The 19,629-nt window shown below is 61.9% G+C and carries 17 protein-coding genes; 7 read left to right on the top strand and 10 right to left on the bottom strand.

Annotated elements, in window-relative coordinates:
• Positions 1–24: 24 nt before the first annotated feature.
• The gene (locus tag IVB12_RS16555) at positions 25–981 is read right to left on the bottom strand and encodes a LysR family transcriptional regulator (protein ID WP_247300636.1); all 957 of its coding nucleotides are present in this window, start codon (positions 979–981) and stop codon (positions 25–27) included.
• Between the two features lie 209 nt (positions 982–1,190).
• Here IVB12_RS16555 and IVB12_RS16560 point away from each other — a divergent pair, with 209 nt between their 5' ends.
• From IVB12_RS16560 to IVB12_RS16585, 6 genes are all read left to right on the top strand, one after another.
• Positions 1,191–2,273, top strand: coding sequence for an ABC transporter ATP-binding protein (locus tag IVB12_RS16560; RefSeq protein ID WP_247300639.1), 1,083 nt, complete (start codon positions 1,191–1,193; stop codon positions 2,271–2,273).
• Between the two features lie 36 nt (positions 2,274–2,309).
• Positions 2,310–3,026, top strand: a complete 717-nt coding sequence (locus IVB12_RS16565; RefSeq protein ID WP_247300640.1) for an HAD family hydrolase — start codon at positions 2,310–2,312, stop codon at positions 3,024–3,026.
• A gap of 14 nt (positions 3,027–3,040) precedes the next feature.
• Positions 3,041–4,348, top strand: coding sequence for an FAD-binding oxidoreductase (locus IVB12_RS16570; RefSeq protein ID WP_247300642.1), 1,308 nt, complete (start codon positions 3,041–3,043; stop codon positions 4,346–4,348).
• A 22-nt stretch (positions 4,349–4,370) separates the two neighbouring features.
• Positions 4,371–5,417: an ABC transporter substrate-binding protein gene (locus IVB12_RS16575; RefSeq protein WP_247300644.1), complete on the top strand. Its 1,047-nt coding sequence runs from the start codon at positions 4,371–4,373 to the stop codon at positions 5,415–5,417.
• A gap of 69 nt (positions 5,418–5,486) precedes the next feature.
• Positions 5,487–6,299 (top strand): ABC transporter permease, encoded by an 813-nt coding sequence (locus IVB12_RS16580; protein ID WP_247300665.1) that lies wholly within the window; start codon positions 5,487–5,489, stop codon positions 6,297–6,299.
• Positions 6,296–7,081: an ABC transporter permease gene (locus IVB12_RS16585; RefSeq protein WP_247300646.1), complete on the top strand. Its 786-nt coding sequence runs from the start codon at positions 6,296–6,298 to the stop codon at positions 7,079–7,081. Before IVB12_RS16580 ends, IVB12_RS16585 begins: the two co-directional genes overlap by 4 nt.
• A gap of 171 nt (positions 7,082–7,252) precedes the next feature.
• Here IVB12_RS16585 and IVB12_RS16590 read toward each other — a convergent pair whose 3' ends face one another.
• From IVB12_RS16590 to IVB12_RS16625, 8 genes are all read right to left on the bottom strand, one after another.
• Positions 7,253–7,867 carry a hypothetical protein gene (locus IVB12_RS16590; protein WP_247300648.1) on the bottom strand — a complete coding sequence of 205 codons (615 nt, stop codon included), beginning with the start codon at positions 7,865–7,867 and terminating at the stop codon, positions 7,253–7,255.
• 54 nt (positions 7,868–7,921) lie between these two features.
• Positions 7,922–8,980 (bottom strand): alpha/beta hydrolase, encoded by a 1,059-nt coding sequence (locus IVB12_RS16595; protein WP_247300650.1) that lies wholly within the window; start codon positions 8,978–8,980, stop codon positions 7,922–7,924.
• 377 nt (positions 8,981–9,357) lie between these two features.
• A complete protein-coding gene (locus IVB12_RS16600; RefSeq protein ID WP_247300652.1) occupies positions 9,358–10,374 on the bottom strand; it encodes an alpha/beta hydrolase in 1,017 nt (338 codons plus the stop codon).
• Positions 10,375–10,588: 214 nt separating this feature from the next.
• Positions 10,589–10,816, bottom strand: a complete 228-nt coding sequence (locus tag IVB12_RS16605) for a hypothetical protein (protein WP_247300654.1) — start codon at positions 10,814–10,816, stop codon at positions 10,589–10,591.
• Positions 10,817–10,842: 26 nt separating this feature from the next.
• Positions 10,843–12,195 (bottom strand): DHA2 family efflux MFS transporter permease subunit, encoded by a 1,353-nt coding sequence (locus tag IVB12_RS16610; RefSeq protein WP_247300657.1) that lies wholly within the window; start codon positions 12,193–12,195, stop codon positions 10,843–10,845.
• Positions 12,192–13,295, bottom strand: coding sequence for an HlyD family secretion protein (locus IVB12_RS16615; protein ID WP_247300658.1), 1,104 nt, complete (start codon positions 13,293–13,295; stop codon positions 12,192–12,194). The genes IVB12_RS16610 and IVB12_RS16615 overlap by 4 nt, the downstream gene beginning before the upstream one ends.
• Before the next feature lie 493 nt (positions 13,296–13,788).
• A complete protein-coding gene (locus tag IVB12_RS16620; RefSeq protein ID WP_247300660.1) occupies positions 13,789–14,199 on the bottom strand; it encodes a cupin domain-containing protein in 411 nt (136 codons plus the stop codon).
• A 39-nt stretch (positions 14,200–14,238) separates the two neighbouring features.
• Positions 14,239–15,405: an epoxide hydrolase family protein gene (locus IVB12_RS16625; RefSeq protein WP_346657722.1), complete on the bottom strand. Its 1,167-nt coding sequence runs from the start codon at positions 15,403–15,405 to the stop codon at positions 14,239–14,241.
• A gap of 487 nt (positions 15,406–15,892) precedes the next feature.
• Between IVB12_RS16625 and IVB12_RS16630 the strand changes: the two genes are divergently transcribed.
• Positions 15,893–18,874 (top strand): winged helix-turn-helix domain-containing protein, encoded by a 2,982-nt coding sequence (locus IVB12_RS16630; protein ID WP_346658502.1) that lies wholly within the window; start codon positions 15,893–15,895, stop codon positions 18,872–18,874.
• Positions 18,875–18,919: 45 nt separating this feature from the next.
• On the opposite strand, the gene IVB12_RS16635 is transcribed toward IVB12_RS16630, so the two are convergent.
• On the bottom strand, positions 18,920–19,513 hold the full coding sequence (locus IVB12_RS16635; RefSeq protein WP_247300662.1) for a hypothetical protein: 594 nt from the start codon (positions 19,511–19,513) through the stop codon (positions 18,920–18,922).
• Between the last annotated feature and the right edge of the window lie 116 nt (positions 19,514–19,629).

Raw genomic sequence — 19,629 nt, forward strand, 5'->3', positions numbered from 1 at the left:
GGACAGCTCAATGAGCTATCAATTCTAGCGTGTAACGCTCAAGCCGTAGCAAGCGGACATCAATCCAAGTTGCGGATATTGCCGGTCGATCGTGGCCACTTCTTTTCGCATCTGTGCGACGATCCAATCTCGGATTTCGGCGGCGATGGGCCGCATGGGCCGGTGGCGGGGCGGCAGAAACTCGCAGAGACGGCGTGTGGTGACCAGTGTGCCGGAGGCCGGCACCAGTGCGCCGGTCAGAAGCCAATACGAGGTCACCGTCAGCCAGCCGAGAGCGATGCCCTGACCTAGCAGGGCGGCCTGCACCACTACGGCATAATCCGTGAAACTCAGTCCCTTGGCTACGCCGCGGCGCCCGGTCAGAAGCGATGGGTAATCCGCGGCCCAATCGCCCGGTGTCTCGGCGAGACGAATGATGGTGTTGCCCTCGGTAGGATCGGTCTCGCCGAGATAGCCGGGACTGCACATCGGCAGCATCACTTCTTTCATGACCAGCGTACCGCCGGAGGACGGCTCGTCGCGATCGCGGAAGCGCATGCCGAGATCGACATTCTCGACCGGCCCGCGCAGCGCGCCGGAGATCAGCTGAAAGCGCAGATCGACTTGCGGAAACTGTTTCTGCAGCTTGTCGATGCGTGGCATCAGCCAGTGTGTGGTGAAGGCGGAGGAGACCGACAGCGTCACCGTCTCGGTGCCCTTGCGGCGCCGCTCGATCTCGACGAGCCCGCTCTCGATGCTGCGGAAGCCTTCGAGCACGCGGCGATACAAGAGCTCGCCTTCCTCGGTGAGCACCGCGCGCCCCGCTGTGCGATCGAACAGGCGGACGCCGAGATGCTCCTCGAACTGGCCGAGCATGCGGCTCACCGCCGGCTGCGTGACGTTCAGCTCGGCGGCCGCAGCCGTGAAGCTGCCATTGCGCGCCGCCGCGTCGAAGACGAACAAGGCGTTACTGGAAGGCAGCATGCGGCGCAGCTCGGGCATAACGTCATGTTATGGGCACGGTGAGAATTTGGCAATTGCCGAGTTTTCGCAAGTCTGGTGTCATCGACAGGACAGCCCAAATACAGGGGCTCTGAACGGCGATTTGCTGCAGCGCACGCTTCGGCGGTGGCTGCACAAATTCCCTGTATATAATGCAGGCTTATGGCGCGCAGCGAGGCACGCCAGCTAGGGACACGCGAGGTCGATCATTGGACAAGCGAGCCGAAAGCGTCGAGATCAGGTCCGCCAGCAAGGCCTATGGCGCCGTTCGCGCCCTCGACGACGTTTCGCTCACTGTCGGCGCCGGTGAATTCGTCTCGCTGCTCGGCCCATCCGGCTCCGGCAAGACCACGCTGCTCGGCATTCTGGGCGGCTTCATCCTGCCGACCTCAGGCACCATTCTCTTCGGTGGCCGCGACGTCACCTATATGCCGCCGCACAAGCGCGATATCGGCGTCGTCTTCCAGAACTACGCGCTGTTTCCGCATATGAGCGTCGGCGAGAACGTCGCCTTTCCGCTGCGTGCGCGGCGCCTGCCGAAGTCCTCCTGGCCGGACAAGGTGCGCGCGACGCTCAGCATGGTCGGCCTTGCCGGATATGAAGAGCGCGGCATTGCGCAGCTTTCCGGCGGCCAGCGGCAGCGTGTGGCGCTGGCACGCGCCATGATCTTCGAGCCGCGCCTGATCCTGATGGATGAGCCGCTCTCCGCGCTCGACAAGCAGCTGCGCGAATCCATGCAGATCGAGTTGCGCGCGCTGCACCGGCGAATCGGCGCCACCATCATCTACGTCACCCATGACCAGCGCGAGGCGCTGACCATGAGCGACCGCGTCGCGGTGATGAAGGATGGCAGGCTGGTCCAGATCGACAAGCCTGAGCGCCTGCACGATCATCCCGCCGATTCCTTCGTCGCCAGCTTCATCGGCGAAGCGACGATGCTGCCGGTCCGCCGCGTCGATGCTTCCAGCGTCGCGCTCGGCAATGCCTTGCTGCGCAGTGCGCGCGCCATCCCCGATGGCGATGCCTTGATGCTGGCCGTGCACAGCGAGAAGCTGCTGATCGACGACGGTGCGCAGGATGAGGCCTGTAACCGGCTGACCGGGACTGTCACCGACATCGTCTACCAGGGCGAGAGCCTGCGCATTTTCCTCGCGCTCGCCGATGGCATCGCGCTCAGCCTGCGCCAGCCGAGCTACCACCAGGCCTATCACCGCATCCCACCGCCCGGCGGCAGCCTCACCGTCACGCTTCACCCCGAGGACACCATCATCGTGCCCAGGGTGGGGGACTGAACTCAAGCCTCATCCAACCCGAGAGAAGAAACTGATATGTCGACCCAAGCCGCGTTCAGCAATTTCAAGGTTCTCACCTTCGACGTCGTCGGCACCTTGATCGACTTCGAAACCGGCGTGCTCGAAGCCGTGCGCAAGATCGGAGGCAAGAAGGCGGCCGAGCTGAGCGACGAGCAGATATTCGAGCCCTACAAGCGTGGCCGCGACAAGCATTACGAGCGCTCGAGCGACGTGATGTTCCACGTCTATCGCCATCTCGCCACCGAACTCGGGCTGCCAGCGGACGATGCGTCCTGCGACATGTTCCAGCTCTCGGTGCTGCGCTGGGGACCGTTCCCGGATTCGGTCGAAGCGCTCAGGCGCCTGCGCACTAAATTCCGCCTGGTCGCCATGACCAACGCAGACCGCGTCGCGCTGTCCTGCTACGCGCACGCGCTGGACAATCCCTTCGACGACACCGTCTGTGCCGACGACACGGGCGTTGCAAAACCGAACCCGGAATTCTTCGCCTACAACAGGGGCCGCCAGTCGGCGTTCGGCTACAAGCAATCCGACATCCTGCACGTCGCGCAGAGCCAGTATCACGACATCGGGATCGCGCGGAAGCTCGGCTACAAGGTGTGCTGGATCGAGCGCCGCCAGGGCATTGCCGGCTTCGGCGGCACGCCGGCGGTGGAGAGGCTGACCAAGCCGGACTTCCATTATCCCACCTTGAAGGCGCTTGCCGACGCCGCGATCGGGCCGGCGGCGTAACGGAGAGCTGCGGCATGACACGGGACTCCAGCACGCTGCCATCGGTCAATTCGCTGTGGGAAGCCACGGCGGGGCCGGCGCGCGCGTTTCCCGTGCTGTCGGGCGAGAGCCAAGCGGATGTGGTGGTCATCGGCGCCGGCTACACCGGCCTCTCCGCCGCGCACCACATCGCCAAAAGCGGGCTCAGCCCCGTCGTGCTCGAGGCGAACCGCCCCGGCTGGGGCGCGAGCGGGCGCAATGGCGGGGTGATCACGGCGAAATTCCGCCTGTCCTTCCGCGAGATCGATGCCGTGCACGGCCGCGACATGGCACGGCGCATGTACGAGATCGCGCATGAATCGACCGACATGGTCGAGGAGCTGGTCTCCGAGTTTGGCATCACCAGCGCGAACCTTGTGCGCACCGGCCAGGTCAAGGCCGCCCATAACGAGACGACGCTCCGGGCCGCGATCGACGAGGCCAACTGGATGACGCGCGAGATGGGCTCGGCCGCGGTTCGCATTCTCGACAAGAACGCCGTGCGCGAGGAGACCGGCTCGGACATCTTTGTCGGCGGCGTGCTCAATCCCGGCTCGGGCGGGGTCCATCCGCTGAACTATTTGCGCGGCCTCGCAAATGGCGTGGCGAGCCGCGGCGTTCCGATTTTTCAGGAGTCGCCCGTCGTCAAGCTCCGGCGCGAGAAGGACGGCATCGTCGCCGAAACGCCGCAAGGCGCGGTGCGGGCGAAGCAGGCGATCATCGCCACCAACAGCTATTCGGATCTGACCGATGCCACCGTGCAGATACAGCGCACGCTGATCCCCTTCCGCAGCGCCATCATCGCGACCGAGCAGCTGCCGCGCAATCTCGCGGGAAAACTGATGCCGACGGGGCGCACCTATACCGAGACCAAGCGCATGATGCGCTGGTTCCGCATGGTCGACAACCGCGTCATCTTCGGCGGCCGCGGCGCCTTCGGCAAGCAGGATTCGCAAGCCGCATTCGACGCCTTGCGCAAGGCGATGGTCGGCATCTTCCCTGATCTCGCCGATGTCCCGCTCGCACACAAATGGTCGGGGCTCGTCGCGATGACGCTGGATTCGGTGCCGCATATCGGCCGGCTCGACGACTGCACGCTGTTCTCGATCGGCTACAACGGTGCCGGCGTTGCGATGTCGAGCCTGATGGGCCGCTATCTCGCCGCCTTCGTGCGTGGTGAGACGCCCAACGTCGGCCTGCTCGATGCGCGGCGCATGAAGGCTATACCGTTCTATCCGCTGCGTGAGCCCGCCGTGCGCATGGTCGCGGGCTGGTACCAGTTTCTCGATGCGATCGGTCAGTAAGATCTATTTGGAGGAGGCGAGGATGACCATGAAGCGGACTATTGGGTTGGGCTGCGTGCTGCTGGGCGCAATCGGACTGACCAGTGCGGCCGATGCCGCCGAGCAGATCACCTTCGTCTCGCAGGGCGGGGCCTATCAGCAGGCGCAGACGGTGGCGATCCTCGATCCCTCCGCCAAGAAGCTCGGCATCACCATCAACCAGGACTCCATTCCGGATGCCTGGCCCGCGATCAAAACGCAGGTCGGCAGCGGCAAGCCGATCTGGGATGTCGTCGACACCCCGACCGGCAACTGCCTGCGCGGCGGCGAGCAGGGGCTGATCGAGAAGCTCGACTTTTCGAAGATTCCCAAGGGCGCGGCGATGCCGGAGGCCTATCGCAGTCCCTATTCGGTGTCTTACGAGTTCTATTCCAGCGTGCTGTCCTACAGCCAGAAGACCTTCCCGAAGGACGCGCCGAACAGCTGGGCCGATTTCTGGGACGTCAAGAAATTCCCCGGCCGCCGCGCGCTGCGCAACCACCCGTTCGCGACGCTCGAGGCCGCGCTGATGGCCGACGGCGTCGCGCCCGACAAGCTCTATCCGCTCGACGTCGACCGCGCCTTCAAGAAGCTGGAGGAGATCAAGCCGCATATCACGGTGTGGTGGACCTCGGGCGCGCAGTCGGCGCAGCTGCTTAATGACGGCGAGGTCGACATGGAGATGGCCTGGAACGGCCGCGTCAGCGCCGTCGCCAAGGAGGGCGCCAAGGTCGCCTTTACCTACAACCAGGGCATCCTGCAGAGCACTTCGCTCTGCATCCTCAAGGGCGCGCCGAATCTCGAGACCGCGATGAAATTCCTCAACGAGGCCGTAGATCCCGTGCACCAGGCCAATCTGCCGCTGCACATCGATTATGGCCCGGGCAACCCCAAGGCCTTCGAGACGGGCGTGGTCAAGCCCGAGCGCGCGGCGCAATTGCCGAGCGAGCCGGCCAATGCGGCGAAGCAAGCGCTGATGTCCTACGCCTGGTGGTCCTCGCCGGCCGGAGAGGCCGCCGAGAAGCGCTGGGCATCGTTCATGCAGAAGTAAAGCGAGGCAGCGTTGGCGGCATCCGTGCTAGATCCCTCCCAGAAGCATCAGCGCCGAGAGCACGGCCTGATGCTGGCATTGGTGTCGCCGGCGCTGCTGGTGATCCTGGCGCTGATCGTGCTGCCGGTCGGCTGGCTCGCCTGGCAGTCGATCTACCATGACGGCTTCACGCTGGAAAACTATCGCCGCATCTTCACCGAAGACGTCTACTGGCGCAGCTTTGCGCTGACCTTCGAGATCAGCCTCGCAGTCACGGTGATCGCGTTGCTGCTCGGCTATCCGGTGGCCTACCTCGCCAACTCGGTGCCGAAAGGGTGGAGCATCCTGATCCTGTCGCTGGTCGTGCTGCCGTTCTGGACCAGCGTGCTGGTGCGCGCCTATGCCTGGCTGGCGCTTTTGCAGCGCACCGGCGTGATCAACCAGTTCCTGCGCTATCTCGACGTCATCAGCGAGCCGCTCGCGCTGGTCCACAACACGTTCGGCACGGTGGTTGCCACCGTGCACATCCTGCTGCCATTCATGGTCCTGCCGCTCTATGCCACCATGCAGAAGATTCCGAACGATCTCATGCAGGCCGGCGCCAGCCTGGGCGCGAGCCCGTCGCTGACCTTCATGCGGGTCTTCCTGCCGTTGTCGCTGCCCGGCGTGCTCGCGGGCTGCACCATGGTGTTCGTGCTCTGCCTCGGCTTCTACATCACGCCGGAGCTGCTCGGTGGCGGGCGCACCGTGATGGTGTCGATGCTGGTGAGCCGCAATGTCGAGCTCTACAACCAGTTCGGCGCCGCGAGCGCGGTCGCCGTGGTGCTGCTCCTATGCGTGCTCGCGATCTTCTTCGTCGTCAGCCGCTTCATCTCGCTCGATCGCGTGCTGGGGCAGAAATGATGCGCGCCTCGCCCGCCCGGATCGTCCTCTACGTGGTCAGCGCGCTGGTGCTGGTCTATCTGATGCTGCCGGTGCTGATCATTGCGCCGATCTCGTTCTCCAGCGCGCGCTTTCTGACCTTCCCGCCGCCGTCCTTCTCACTGCGCTGGTACCAGCAATATTTCTCAAATCCGGCCTGGATGCAGGCGACGCGGGTGACGCTGACGGTCGCGCTGCTGACCGTCGTGATGGCGACCCCGCTCGGCGTGGCCGCCGCCTATGCCATCAGCCAGTCGAAGCTGCGGACCATGCGGCTGATCCACATGACGCTGCTGCTGCCGCTGGTGGTGCCGATCATCATCACCGCGGTCGGCATCTTCTTCGTCTATGCCAGGATCGGCCTGGTCGCGACCATGCCCGGTCTTGTGCTGGCCAACGTGATGCTGGGCCTGCCCTATGTCGTGATCTCGGTGCTGGCGGGTCTGCAGAGCTTCGATCCCGCGCAGGAGATGGTGGCGCGCAGCCTCGGCATGAATCGCCTGCGCAGCTTCTTCGCGGTGACGCTGCCGCAGATCAAGTCCAGCGTGGTCGCCGGCGGCATCTTCGCCTTCATCTCGGCGATGGATGAGACCATCGTCGCGCTGTTCATCTCCGGCGGGCAATACCAGCCGCTGACCAAGCGCATGTTCACGTCGCTTCGAGACGAGATTGATCCCACAATTGCGGCGATATCGACGCTGATGACGGCGGCTTCCTTCTTCCTCGTGCTGCTCGGAACTGGTCGACCGAGAAAGAAAACGTAGGGCGCACCCCACCTGAGGTCCGGTAGATTGAATCGTATAGGAGGGTGGGCCCTAGTTCAGCTGCGCGTTGACAATGCGGATTTGTGCGACGAATGCCCATCTTCGGCCGGATAAGTCCAGTGGTGCGACCAGTAAGTCATTGATTGTGCCCAACCCGTCGCTATCTCTTAATCAGCGGGTCTCAGATTCGAGCCCTGGTGCGCCCACCATATAGATCAAGAGGTTAGCAAGAAAACCGTTTGAGCGAGCCGAACTAAAACGGTTTTCCAAACGGTGTTTTCCTGGACGGGTTGCCAAGCCAGTCTCGCTATCGTGATAACGGCCAGGCGACTGCAACCTATTTGACTGCCATTGAGAGAATGGGCAAATCGCTGTCGATAACCCGACCGACCATGCTTTCGGGGCGAATCCTCCTGCGTCGCGATCATCCATTTGCATCTTGCGCGATGCGGACTTGTCCCGCCGAGCCACGCCTAAACGATTGCGAGACGTGAAGGCTGCCTCAGCTGATCGGTTCGGCGTGGATGAAGAGGCGTTCAATTGGTCGCGCCGCTCCACCACTTCGGGAGTTGCCGTGAGTGGCTCGCAGCTCAGGGTGACGCTGCCTGACCTAGCCAACTCCACTTCAATTAACGCTGTGCTATTTTCTTCTCGATTCCACGATCCCCAAAACCAAGGGTCAGTGTGTACCAGCGCAGTCATCTTGATCGCCACCTCGACGTTGCGCCGTATCCCCTTTGCTTGCGCACTTTCGTGCGCTTTGTCGGGCCGGCCGAGCGCGCGCATCGCCTGGGCGGCGCTGAGCGCGCGGCCTTCGGGTAACGTTCGGGCCCATCTTCGTCATGGCCGAGAGACATCGATGATAGCATCGGCAAAAGCCTTCGGAGCCTCCTGAGGCAGGTTATGCCCGATGCCGCCCTCGATGTCTCGGTGCTCATACTTGCCCACGAATTTCTTGGCGTACGTCTTCGGGTCCGGGTGTGGCACACCATTGGAGTCGCTTTCCAACGTGATGGTGGGGACCGTTATGACCGGGAATTCGGCAAGTCGCTTTTCCAGGTTCGCGTATTTGGACTCGCCTTCGGCCAGGCCAAGCCGCCAGCGGTAGTTATGGACGACGATGTCGACGTGATCGGGGTTCTCGAATGCTGCCGCAGTGCGAGCGAACGTCGCGTCGTCGAAGCTCCATTTGGGGGAAGCGAGCTGCCAGATCAACCTATTAAAATCCTTCCGGTTCTTCTCGTATCCGATCCGTCCACGTTCGGTGGCGAAGTAGAATTGGTACCACCATTCAAGTTCAGCCTTCGGCGGCAGAGGCATCCTGCCGCTCTCCTGGCTACCGATTAGGTAGCCGCTAACGGCGACGAGCGCCTTGACGCGTTCCGGCCAAAGAGCGGCGACGATGTCGGCCGATCGCGCACCCCAGTCGAAACCGCCGAGGACTGCTTTCCCGATCTTTAGCGCATCCATGAAGGCGATGAGGTCGACGGCGAGCGCCGACGGTTGACCGTTGCGGAAAGTGTCGTTCGAAAGAAAGCGCGTCGACCCGTAACCGCGCAGATAGGGGACCAGCACGCGATAGCCGGCCGACGCCAGCATTGGGGCGACGTCAATGAAGCTATGAATGTCGTACGGCCATCCGTGTAGGAGGATAACCGGTGGGCCATCGGGTGGACCGGCCTCCGCGTAAGCAACTTCCAGGACACCAGCATTGATGTGCTTCAGTGCCGTAAGTGAAAAATTCCTGCCCGGTTCGACAGGCGGCAGCGTCGTTTCGGCTCGCTGCGCCTTCGATGAAACCGGCATGCCGAACGTAGTAGCTAGGGCGGCCACGGCTGCCCTGCTTAGGAAGGTTCGGCGGCCTGGGTTGATGCTTTCTATGGTTGTGGGAGTATCCATGGTCGCTCCTGGCAGATTCCTGATGCCCTCCAGTCCGCTGAGGGCGCAATACGTTCTTTATGCGGTGAGGCGGTTAGCCGTACCCCTGCCGATCAGGCGAACGTGAAGGCGAAGACCTCCGCGCCGGCGCCAAGGGATTCAACCTCGAAATCGTGGTCGACGACAGCGCCAGATTGGCCGATGAGCGTGTACCGGCTGACCTTTGGCTTCGCTGAGTAGACCGCGATCGGGTGCTGCGCCAGGCGCGGCCAGGAGCGCGGCCGGCAAGACTTCGGACGTGTTCATGGTAATTCCTTCCTGAACAAGATCGTGATTGCCTCGCGAAGCGACCACGCGACTGCTCATCATTTCGTCCGTCGATATATCATGAGCTCTCACTATCGGAATGAGGCCCGAACATCATCGATGGTTTGTTTCGGGTTCTGGAGATGAGGGTAGTGCCCGATCCCGGGGAGAACTGTAAGTTCAGCGTGAATCTTTTCGGCCAACTCGACACCCATTTCTTTACTGATGTAGAGGTCTTTCTCGCCCCAGACCACCTTCACCGGTGCCTTGAGCCGGGCCAGTTGCGACTCGAAGTGATCCTGATCGCGAGTAAAGTGCGAGTAGTAGTGCGAGAACGCGTCGGCCGTTGTCATCGCGCCTTGGGTCCATCCCCGCGACATGTCGTCCTTGAATTCCCGCGAAACGTCGAAGCGCGTTTCCTTGGGCAAACCTCTCGTGAAGGTATTTTCGAGAATTTCGTCGCGATTCTTGTTAAAGATGGCTCGGGTTTGGTCCATGGACGCGGGCGACTTCAGCTTTTGCAAGCTCTCGTACATGTAGGCTGGCCTGTTGAACGGAGCAAAGTCGCCGACGATGATTGATCTTGCGATACCGGGTTTTTCCAGCGCGAGCAGAAGGGCTGGCAGCGCTCCGATATCCGTTGCGTAGATCGCGAGCTTCGAACTATCGATGCCAGCTTTCGCTATATAGGCGTCCAGAACGCGTGCGTAATCCCTGGGGGAGTAAGAGAACTTCTCCACGGAGGGCCGTGCCGAAAAGCCATAGCCTGGCCAATCGAAAGCGTGGACTTCATACTCATCTGCGAGAGCGAGGGAGATATCCTTCCAAGCATATAGGGTCTCTGGAAACCCGTGCAGGAAGAGAACGATCCCATTCGGATCTGCGTTCTGCGCCACCATTCTTCTCAGCGTGACATCGTTGTCGACTTCGAGAAAGCCGACGTGGAGTTTCTCTTCGCGCCCATGGTGCCCCCGTGGATCTGCCGGCGCGCTGGAAGCAACCGCTGCTCTGTGGGCGAGGGCGCCAAGCTGGGCTGCAGCCGCTGTCATGGTCGCGGCTCCGATGAGGCGGCGGCGATGTAAGTCGAATTGTTTCGGACCGTTTGTCATGATCACTCTCCTATTGCGTATGCAAGCTGCCTAGCAACACCGCTATCTTGACGGCTTGGCGATGTTCGTTTGGCCCTCTGCCTATTGTGGTTCGCCGCCACCAAAAGTTACGTCGATCAGACGACCATTGCTCGTTATGCGTTGTGAAGTGTTGTTAGTGTCCGTTCCCGCGTGGGCGGACGAGGCCAACCGGTTCTGGTTCGCCAGTGAGGCCTCAATGCGCGCTTGGGGACGGGCCCTTCGGCGGCGCGACCTTACGCATCAGCGGCACCATGACGAAAGCCAATGCGAAGCACGCCGCGATGACGAGGTACGCGTCGGCGAAGGCCTGGACCTGCGCTTCCCGAAACGCCAGAAGCCAAAGGTTCTTCAATGCGGCGGCTTGCGCCTGGACTGGGTCGCCCCAGGCTTGGTTATAGGCAGCGATTGCAGAGTTTAACAATTCCGTGACGTTCGAATTGACGGCACTCAGGTGGTCGGCATTCGTTGAAAGTGCAGGTTGGCCCGGTCATTGAGGACCGTGCCGCAGGCGGCGATGCCGATCGCGCCGCCAAGATTACGCATCAGGTTAAACAGTCCGCTTGCAGATTTCAGTCGCTCCGGCGGCAAGCTTCCCAAGGTGAGCGTCACGACCGGCGCGACGCAGAACTGTTGGGCGAAGCCACGAAACGCCTGCGGTATGAGCAGTTCACGCCAGCCCCAATCGTGGGTTACGGATGCGAGCAGCCACATCGCCACAGCAAAGCAGGCCAGCCCAAACATCATCAGCCAGCGAAGGTCGATCCGGTTGGCCACTGTGCTGTAAAAGACAACTGCGAAGATCTGGAACACACCGGCGGATAGCAATGCCGTTCCGATCTGCCAGGCATCGAAGCCGCGGATGCGACCGAGAAACAGCGGAGTAAGATAGGCCGTGCTGAAGAGTCCGAGACCGGTGACGAACGAGAACCAGCTGCCGAGCGCGAAATTGCGGATCTTCAAGGCTCGGAGATCAACCACCGGCTGAGAGTGGGTCAGGCTGCGGACGACGAATCCTGCGCCGGCCAGCAGTGAAATCCAGGCGCAATATCGAATGGTTTCGTCACTGAACCAGTCCCAGCGCGGTCCTTCTTCGAGAACGTATTCGAAGCATCCCAGGAATAGTGCCATGAGCACGATACCGAGATAGTCCGCACCCCTGAGCAGCGTCAGATCCGGCCGATCGATCTTGACTAGGACCGGTACCAGCACCGTCACGAGCAGGCCCGGCGCGACATTGATGTAAAAGAGCCCGTGCCAAGACCAGTTATCGGTGATCCATCCTCCGACGACGGGGCCGAATGTCGGTGCGAGCGAGGCCAAAGCGCCGACCAGGGACGCGGCCACCACCCGCTGCTTACCCTGGAAAAAGGTCAACGCGGAGGTGAACACCATTGGGATCATCGAGCCACCGAGAAAGCCCTGCAGCGCCCGGAACACGATCATTGATTGGATGTCCCAGGCATACGCGCAGAGCAGGCTCGCCAGGGTGAAGCCCGCGGCAGAGGCAGTGAACAACCAGCGGGTTGACATTACGCGGCTGAGCCAGCCGGACAGGGGAATCACGATGATCTCGGCGATTAGATAGGATGTTTGCACCCAGCCCACCTCATCTTGGCTGGCCGAGAGCCCACCACCGATTTCCTTGATCGACGCGGCGACAATTTGAATGTCAAGATAGGCGATGAAAAAGCCGACGCACATGATTCCGAGCGCCAGCACTTTGTGGCCGGTCGGAAGATCGAAGGGGGACGCCATTGGTGAGATGGGGGCCGCCTGCGCAAATGTCGCGACGGTGTTCATTGCAGCACCTCGGAATCACGCCGCGGGCGCCCGTCGACACGCGCAACGACCGAAAGTCCGGGCCGCAGCTTCACCCCCTGATCGTGTTGGTCGATCGCGATGCGCACCGGCACGCGCTGGACGATCTTGGTGAAGTTGCCGGTTGCGTTTTCTGGTGGGATCACGCTGAACTGGGCACCAGTGGCTGGTGCCACACTCACGACCCGGCCTCTTAGATGAGTGCCTGACAGCAAGTCGAGTGCAATGGTAACAGGCTGGCCCTCACGAATTTGGGCCAGTTGGCTCTTGAAATTGGCATCAACCCAAAGACCCTGGTTCGGCACGACTGATAGCAGCCTCGCTCCGGTGGTGGCATAAGAGCCCACCCGGGCGCCACGGTTGCCGATCACTCCGTCTATCGGTGATCGGATTTCCGTGTAGCCGACGTTTATCTGCGCAAGAGTGCGTTCGGCGAGAGCCTGGCCAAGCGCGGCGCGCGCCTGCCGCTTCTGAGCCTCGATGACGTCCAGGTTGCGCTCGGTCGCTTCGAGACCGGCATGCGCCTTCCAGTCGGCCGCTAAGGCCTTCTTATAGTCTGCATCCGCCTGCTGAAACCGCTGCAGGGAGGCGTTCTGTCCGTCAGACAATGTGCGATAGCGATCCGCGTCGAACTTGGCGCGCTCCACCTCGGCTGTCGTCGCAGAGATCTCCGCCTTGGCCTGTTCGATGGCCGCGTGCTGCAAGCGGACAGTCGCATCGAGGTTCGCAAGCGCCGCATTCTGCGCGTCGACGCTAGAATTTGCACGATCGAGCTGAGCGCGGTAGTCTCGGTCATCGAGCTTGATCAGAAGGTCTCCAGTCTTGACCTGCTGGTTGTCCGTGACCGCAACGGTTTGCACGAAGCCAGGGACCTTCGTGGCAAGCGTTGTCACTTCGGCGCCGACATACGCGTCATCTGTCGTTTCGATGAACCGGCCCTCCGTGAGCCAATACCAGCTGTAACAGACAGCGGCAGTGCCGATCAGCGCGGCACTTCCCACGAGGGCTGCGCGCTTGCTGACGCGCTTCAACCATCCGACTAGTTGCTTTTCGGCGAGTTTGGCGGGGATGGTACCGTGCATGGTCGTGATCCTTCAAGCAAGAGAACCGACTGGTTTTCGGCTGCTTAAGAACTAGCTTCTCCTCGCAGAGAACGCCCGTTACGAGTTGTGAGACGTTGTTAGGAGGCGGCGCTTAGCGAAATGTCGATGACCCGTCCGCCGCACCCCTCAATTTCAGGCCAGCTTCTATTAGGCGAGAACGCCCCAGCGGGGCTCCGCCAGCGAGCTCACATTCGCGCAACGTGCGCAAAAGTGCTTGTTGTGTGTTGCTAAGCGCTGTTGGTCCGAGTTTTGCGGGTGGTGAGACGTGCGTATCTCATTCGCGCGGGCACTGCCTGGACCTTCAGGGTTTTCCAAGCATCAGCTTGTACGTGCGCTCGCCCGCGCTCACGGCGACGACCATGCACCCCGCGGCAATTGATCTGCACTGCGGTGGATCTCTCACCACTACGTTGGGCTTAACGACCGCTCGCTTGCGGGGTAGCTCATTTCACATAATGATGCATTGGGCCGCTTACTTGGGGCTTGTCGGGCTCAGAACGAGCAGCGGTTTTCCCTTTTCGACGATGTAGGTGGCGAGCTCGGCGGCGGTGCCGCTGCCGACGTTTTTCACTGCATGAGGCGTTCCGGCCGGGATGAAGAGCGCTTCGCCGGCCCTCAGCGTTACCGGGGGTCTGCCATCGAGCGCGTATTCGAGCGAACCGTCGACCACGTAAACGACCTCTTCGCCCGGATGTGAGTGCTTCGGAAACGATATGCCCGGCCCAAACTCGATAAGCACCTGGTTCACCTCGCGCCCTGGTACGCTGAGATCGTGCCGCTGCAGGTCTGTGCGCTTGATACCCGGCTGCTGCGCTGAGGCTGTGTGCGTCAGCACGCTGGCGACGGTCAGTACCGCTGCTGTCAACGCTGTGATTTTTCTCACGTGAATCTCCTTTTTCGTCGTTTGAATTGCATCGAATGATTAAAGTGCAGGCCGGAGCGACCTGAACGCGGCGCGAAGCTCGGCCGCAAAAAGCGCAGGCTCCTCCCATGCCGCAAAGTGACCGCCTTTCTCGACCTCATTGAAGTAGATCAGATTCCGATAGGCGCGCCGGGCCCACGTCTCCGGAGCCCGATAGACCTCCACCGGAAAGACCGAGATCGCGACAGGGATCGAGATGTCCGCGGTCTTCTGCGCGGTCGAGAGAAGAACACTCTGGCCGCTTGTCTCCCAGTAGATGCGCGCCGATGCCGTTGCGGTATTCGTCAGCCAATACAGCGTGACGTTATCCAGCATGTCGTCTTTGCCGAGCAAGCGCTGCGGCTCGCCATTGTTATAATCGAACATCCAGGCAGCAAGGCCAGCGGGAGAATCCGCCAGGGCGTAGCCGATGGTCTGCGGCCGTGTGCCCATGATGGCAGCATATGCCCTGTACTTCTCGTTGAAGGTGCTGAGTGCGTTGAAGGCCGCGCGTTCTTTGTCGGAAAAATCGTGTGGGGCGGGTCCTCCGCCCGCGAGCGCGGCGGCCACCTCGGATGGAATGGTCGCCGGCAAGTTGATGTGGATGCCGAGCAGTCCAGGAGGCCCCTGACGCGCCATGGCGCTCGAAATGGGAGATCCCCAGTCGCCGCCTTGGGCGACGTAGTGAGTGTAACCGAGGCGCTTCATCAGCTCTGTCCAGGCTCGGCCGATCCGATCGGGATTCCAGCCAGTGGACGTGGGCTTTCCGGAAAGGCCAAAGCCTGGAATCGACGGCATGATGAGGTCGAAAGCGTCTTCCGGGCGTCCACCATAGGTCGTCGGATCGGTGAGCGGGCCGACAGTCTTGAGCAGCTCGAATACCGAACCGGGCCAGCCGTGAGTCATGATCAGGGGCAGGGCATTCGGAAGACCCGAGCGGATGTGGATGAAGTGAATGTTCACGCCATCGATCTTCGTCATGAATTGCGGAAGTGCGTTGAGCCTGGCCTCGGCCTTTCGCCAGTCGTAATCCGTGCCCCAATAGCGCATGAGCGCCTGCAATGCCGCGAGTTGTACGCCCTGCGATCCATCGTCTACCGTCTCCCCGTCGGGCCATCGCGTGGCGTTGATGCGCCGGCGGAGATCGAGAACAGCTTCTTCCGGAAAATGGACGCGGAAAGGTCGGATTTCAGGGCTCTGCTCTGAGTGACTGGTGGAAAGAGGGACAGGCTCGCGACGCCGGCAAGCGCTATCCCCTTTGCGGCGTTGCTCAGAATTGAGCGCCGCTGTTGATCGATGATCTGGGACTTTCGTGACGTAATCATCGGGCTCTCCTTCATCGAACGGTGCCTGCGTCTGCGGGAAAATCCTGCGCTTAGCCCTATGACTATGGATCAGGAGGCGGCCAATAGCTTGTTACGTCTTGTTAAGCGGCGTTGCATGGATCAGCGTGGGGCCGTGCCGCAGCCGCATTTCGCGTAGATTTGGGATATCCAGAGGCCCCTTCGTTGGCTAAGCTTGCTCTCAAGGGGGACGCGGCGTTTTTTTCGAGAGCAGTTTTGGCGATCGTATGGGTTCAGATGGCCGGGATTTTGTCGCAATCTGTTTCGAACGAGAGCGGCCGTCGTCGCGTGTTCCTGACATCCGCTGATCAAGGCGCTGCAGGTGGTCGCGCGTGACGGGACATGAAACACCAGATGCTTCGCGCATGAACCCCGCCGGGACGTCTCATGCGCCGGACGCTATCGCCTTTGGGCCGTTCACTCTCCACAACAGAACGCGATTGCTCGAAAAGGATGGCGTGCCGGTTAAGCTGGGCAGCCGAGCGCTTGATATCCTCCGGCTTTTGGTCGACCGAGCCGGCGACGTCGTCCCAAAGAGCGAACTGCTGGCTCACGCGTGGCCCGGCCTTGTTGTCGAGGAAATCAGCTTGCGCGTGCACATCGCCGAACTTCGCAAGGCGCTCGGTGACGGCAAGGCGGGCGCGCGCTTTATCACGAACGTGCCGAGCCGTGGCTATTGCTTTGTTGCTCCTGTGCAACGAAGCGTACCGGTACCGATACCAGCTTCCCTATTAGCGACCAGCACGCCTGACCAAGTGGCGCCGGTTTCACTGCCTCACCGTCTTGAGCGGATGGTGGGGCGCGAGGAGATTCTGCAGGAACTGTCGAGTTTGTTGCTGGATAAGCGCTTCGTCACTCTCAGGGGAGCCGGCGGTATCGGAAAAACCACAGTCGCAGTCGCGGTGGCACACGACATGTGGAGGGCGTTCGAGGGCCAGGTGCGTTTTCTCGATTTGGCCACTCTAAAAGATGCCGCGCTCGTCGCCAGCACAGTCGCATCGGCTCTGGGCCTCGTCGTGCACCATGCCGATCCAACCGACAGCATCATCAATTTTTTGCGCGATAATCGCCTGCTTCTCGTCCTCGACAGTTGCGAGCACGTCATCGAGGCCGTCGCAGGGCTTGCAGAGAGCATTTACGAGCAGGCTCCCGGCGTGAGCCTTCTGGCGACTAGCCGTGAATCATTGCTGGTCCAGGGAGAGCAGATCTTTGAACTCGTTCCCCTCCAAGGTCCCCCACAAGGAGCCGGGCTGAGCGCAAGTGAGGTGTTGAGCTATCCTGCGGCGCGCCTGTTTGTGGAACGAGCGGCGGCGGCCGGGCATCGTGCGGACATTTTGGACGAGGATGCAGATGTTCTGGCCGAGATCTGTGGCAAGCTCGACGGCATCGCACTGGCGATCGAACTTGCCGCGGTTCGGGTTGGCGCGCACGGGCTGCGGGAGATCGCAAGCCTGCTCGACGGCCGGCTGAAGTTGGAGTGGCGCGGGCGGCGGACAGCACCTCCGCGGCAGCAGACGCTCGGAGCGGCGCTGGACTGGAGCTACGGTCTGATCAGCGAGAGCGAGCGGACCACACTTCGGCGTCTCGCCGTTTTCGCCGGACCGTTCACGCTGCAGGGTGCGGTGGCGGTCGCGGGCGAGGAGGGTGGACAGGCGGATCGCGTCGTCGCAATGGTTGAGCAGCTTCTCGCCAAGTCACTGGTTTCGGCCCGGCTTGAAGGCGCTTCCACCCGCTATCGCCTGCTGGACACCACCCGCGCCTATGCCATGCAGAAGCTCGCCGAGGCAGGTGAGGCAATGAGCATCGCCCGCCGACATGTCAAATATGTTCAGCACGCACTTGAGACGACCACGGCCGAATCGAGCGGTGGCGATCAGGTCGCCCGTTCGCAGGAGCGCGCAGGGCTGCTTGCCGATGCTCGCGCGGCCCTGAGCTGGGCTTACGCGAACGACGACGGCGGCGAACTGCGTGTGCCGCTGGCCGGCGCCTGCGCCAGATTGTTCGTCGAACTCAATCTGCTAAACGAGGGGCGGCTCTGGTCTAGCCGCGCGCTGACGATGCTCGACGACAAGACCCGCGGCAGCGCGTGGGAACTCGAACTTCAGGCGACTCTCGGACATGCCTTCATGTTTACCGAGTGCAATGGCGAGCAGGCCGAAGCCGCGCTCCGTCGCGGCCTGGATATCGCCGTAGCGCTGGGCGACAATTTCAGCAAGTTCAGGCTGCTGGCGCGGCTGAACATGTTCTATCGACGAACAGGTCAGTACCGCCATCTGCTTCCGATTGCCCTCGAGGCTGAGCGGGTCGCGCGAGCGATCGGCGACACCGCAGGGATCGCGGGGGCCAAGGCTCTGGTCGGCGTGTCTTACCATCTCATCGGCAACCAACCCGCCGCCCAGCTCCATCTGGACGAAGGCGTGTCGGGCGAGACGGCACTTCGCGAGGCGCAGCCCGGCCACTTCGCTTACTCAAGAACGCCGCAGATTCCGCTCGCACGCGTTTTGTGGCTGCGCGGCTTTCCAGACCGAGCGGTGGACTGCGTTGGCCCGCTGATTGCCGCGGCAGCGCCGCGGGACGCCGTGATGCATAGCATTGCGCTTTGCTGGTCCGCGTCTGTGTTCGGGTGGGTAGGTGACTGGGCCGCGGTCGAGTCGATGGCCAGTCGCCTGGCGGCTCATGCCCGTGCGCATGGACTGACGCCCTATCAAGCCGTCGCGGACGGCTTTCGTGCGCAGACGCTGATCGCCCGAGGGGAATTGAAGCCGGGAATCGAGCTGTTGCGGACCGTGCTACCACGCCTGCATGCGGATCGTTATGAACTCTATGCTTCCTCGTTTGTGGGGGAGTTATCCCAGGCATTGGCTGCCTCGGGCGAGCTGCCCGAAGGGCTGAAGATCCTCGGCCAGGCCATCGCACGCGTCGATACGGAAGGGGAAACCTTCGACACGCCCGAGCTTCTGCGCCTGCGCGGAGAGCTCGAAGTCGTCGGCGGGGACCTCAGGGCAGCGGAAGCAAGCCTGGCCGCCTCGGTTGCGCTGGCCGAACAGCAGGGGGCGCTGTCTTGGAAGTTGCGAACCGAGATGTCTCTTGCCCGGCTTCGACTCCAGCAAGGCGTCGCGAGACCGTTGGAGGGTCTTGCCGAGACTTATGCTCGCTTTTCAGAAGGCTTTGAGACCAACGACCTGAAAGCTGCTCGGCGCCTGCTGGAAGAGGCATCCTTTGACCCAACTGTTCAGCTGAAGCGAAAGTCGGAGAGGTCGATCGATACTAAGAGGGTATCGAGCACTGGCGCGAGATCTTCGTCACGCAGGTAGGCACGCCGCTTCGTTGGCATCTTGATCCCATCGACCCTGACCGGATCAGAAATGTACTGGGCGGCTGCAAACCCCCCCCGCGATTTCCACTCGATAATCGTGCCGGCGGACTAACATGTCCGGCCCGAAATAGAAGTCCTGCTCGGTGCCGTGGCTCGCGATCTCCGGAGGGAAGATGGCCCTCAATCCTCGCCACGTCTCCATTCCCTCGCGCCACGGATCGATCTCGCGGACCTTGAACCCGTCCGTTGCAAGCAGGAAGGGCGTGGTCAAGTAGGTCCAGAGCGCGTATCCATTGAAGTAGGCTCGGTGCAGTGGGTCCCAATGTGTCCGCATATCGTGTCGTGCAAACGATGCGCGGGGATGTCGTCGTTCGGCGATAACTCGTCCATCTTCTGCCTCGATCGCGATGCGCTCAGGAGTGAAGTCGGTGCGCTGGCCCGCCTTCCCGAAAGGCTCGACCGAAGCCCATTCGCGATGAAGATCGATCCGCATCGTGCGCGGGCTTCGATCCTGATCGATGCCCTTCAATGCCCACAGCTCGCCGCCGGTTACAATGGATGCAGCGAGGCTGCGCCGAGCCCTCCAGCGATCCAGGCCACCATGGGCCTGGATTGCGTCGCTCAATAGTGGAATCATTTCCCCTCCCACCTCAATGTCAATCGGCGTTCGACTGGGACCCCCTATCGGCATCCAAAAGGGACCCCTTTGATCGGCGTGCTCTGCTGGGAGCGCTCGGGTCGTCGGAGCTGGTC

The organism is Bradyrhizobium sp. 179 (assembly GCF_023073535.1).
Taxonomy (GTDB): Bacteria; Pseudomonadota; Alphaproteobacteria; order Rhizobiales; family Xanthobacteraceae; genus Bradyrhizobium.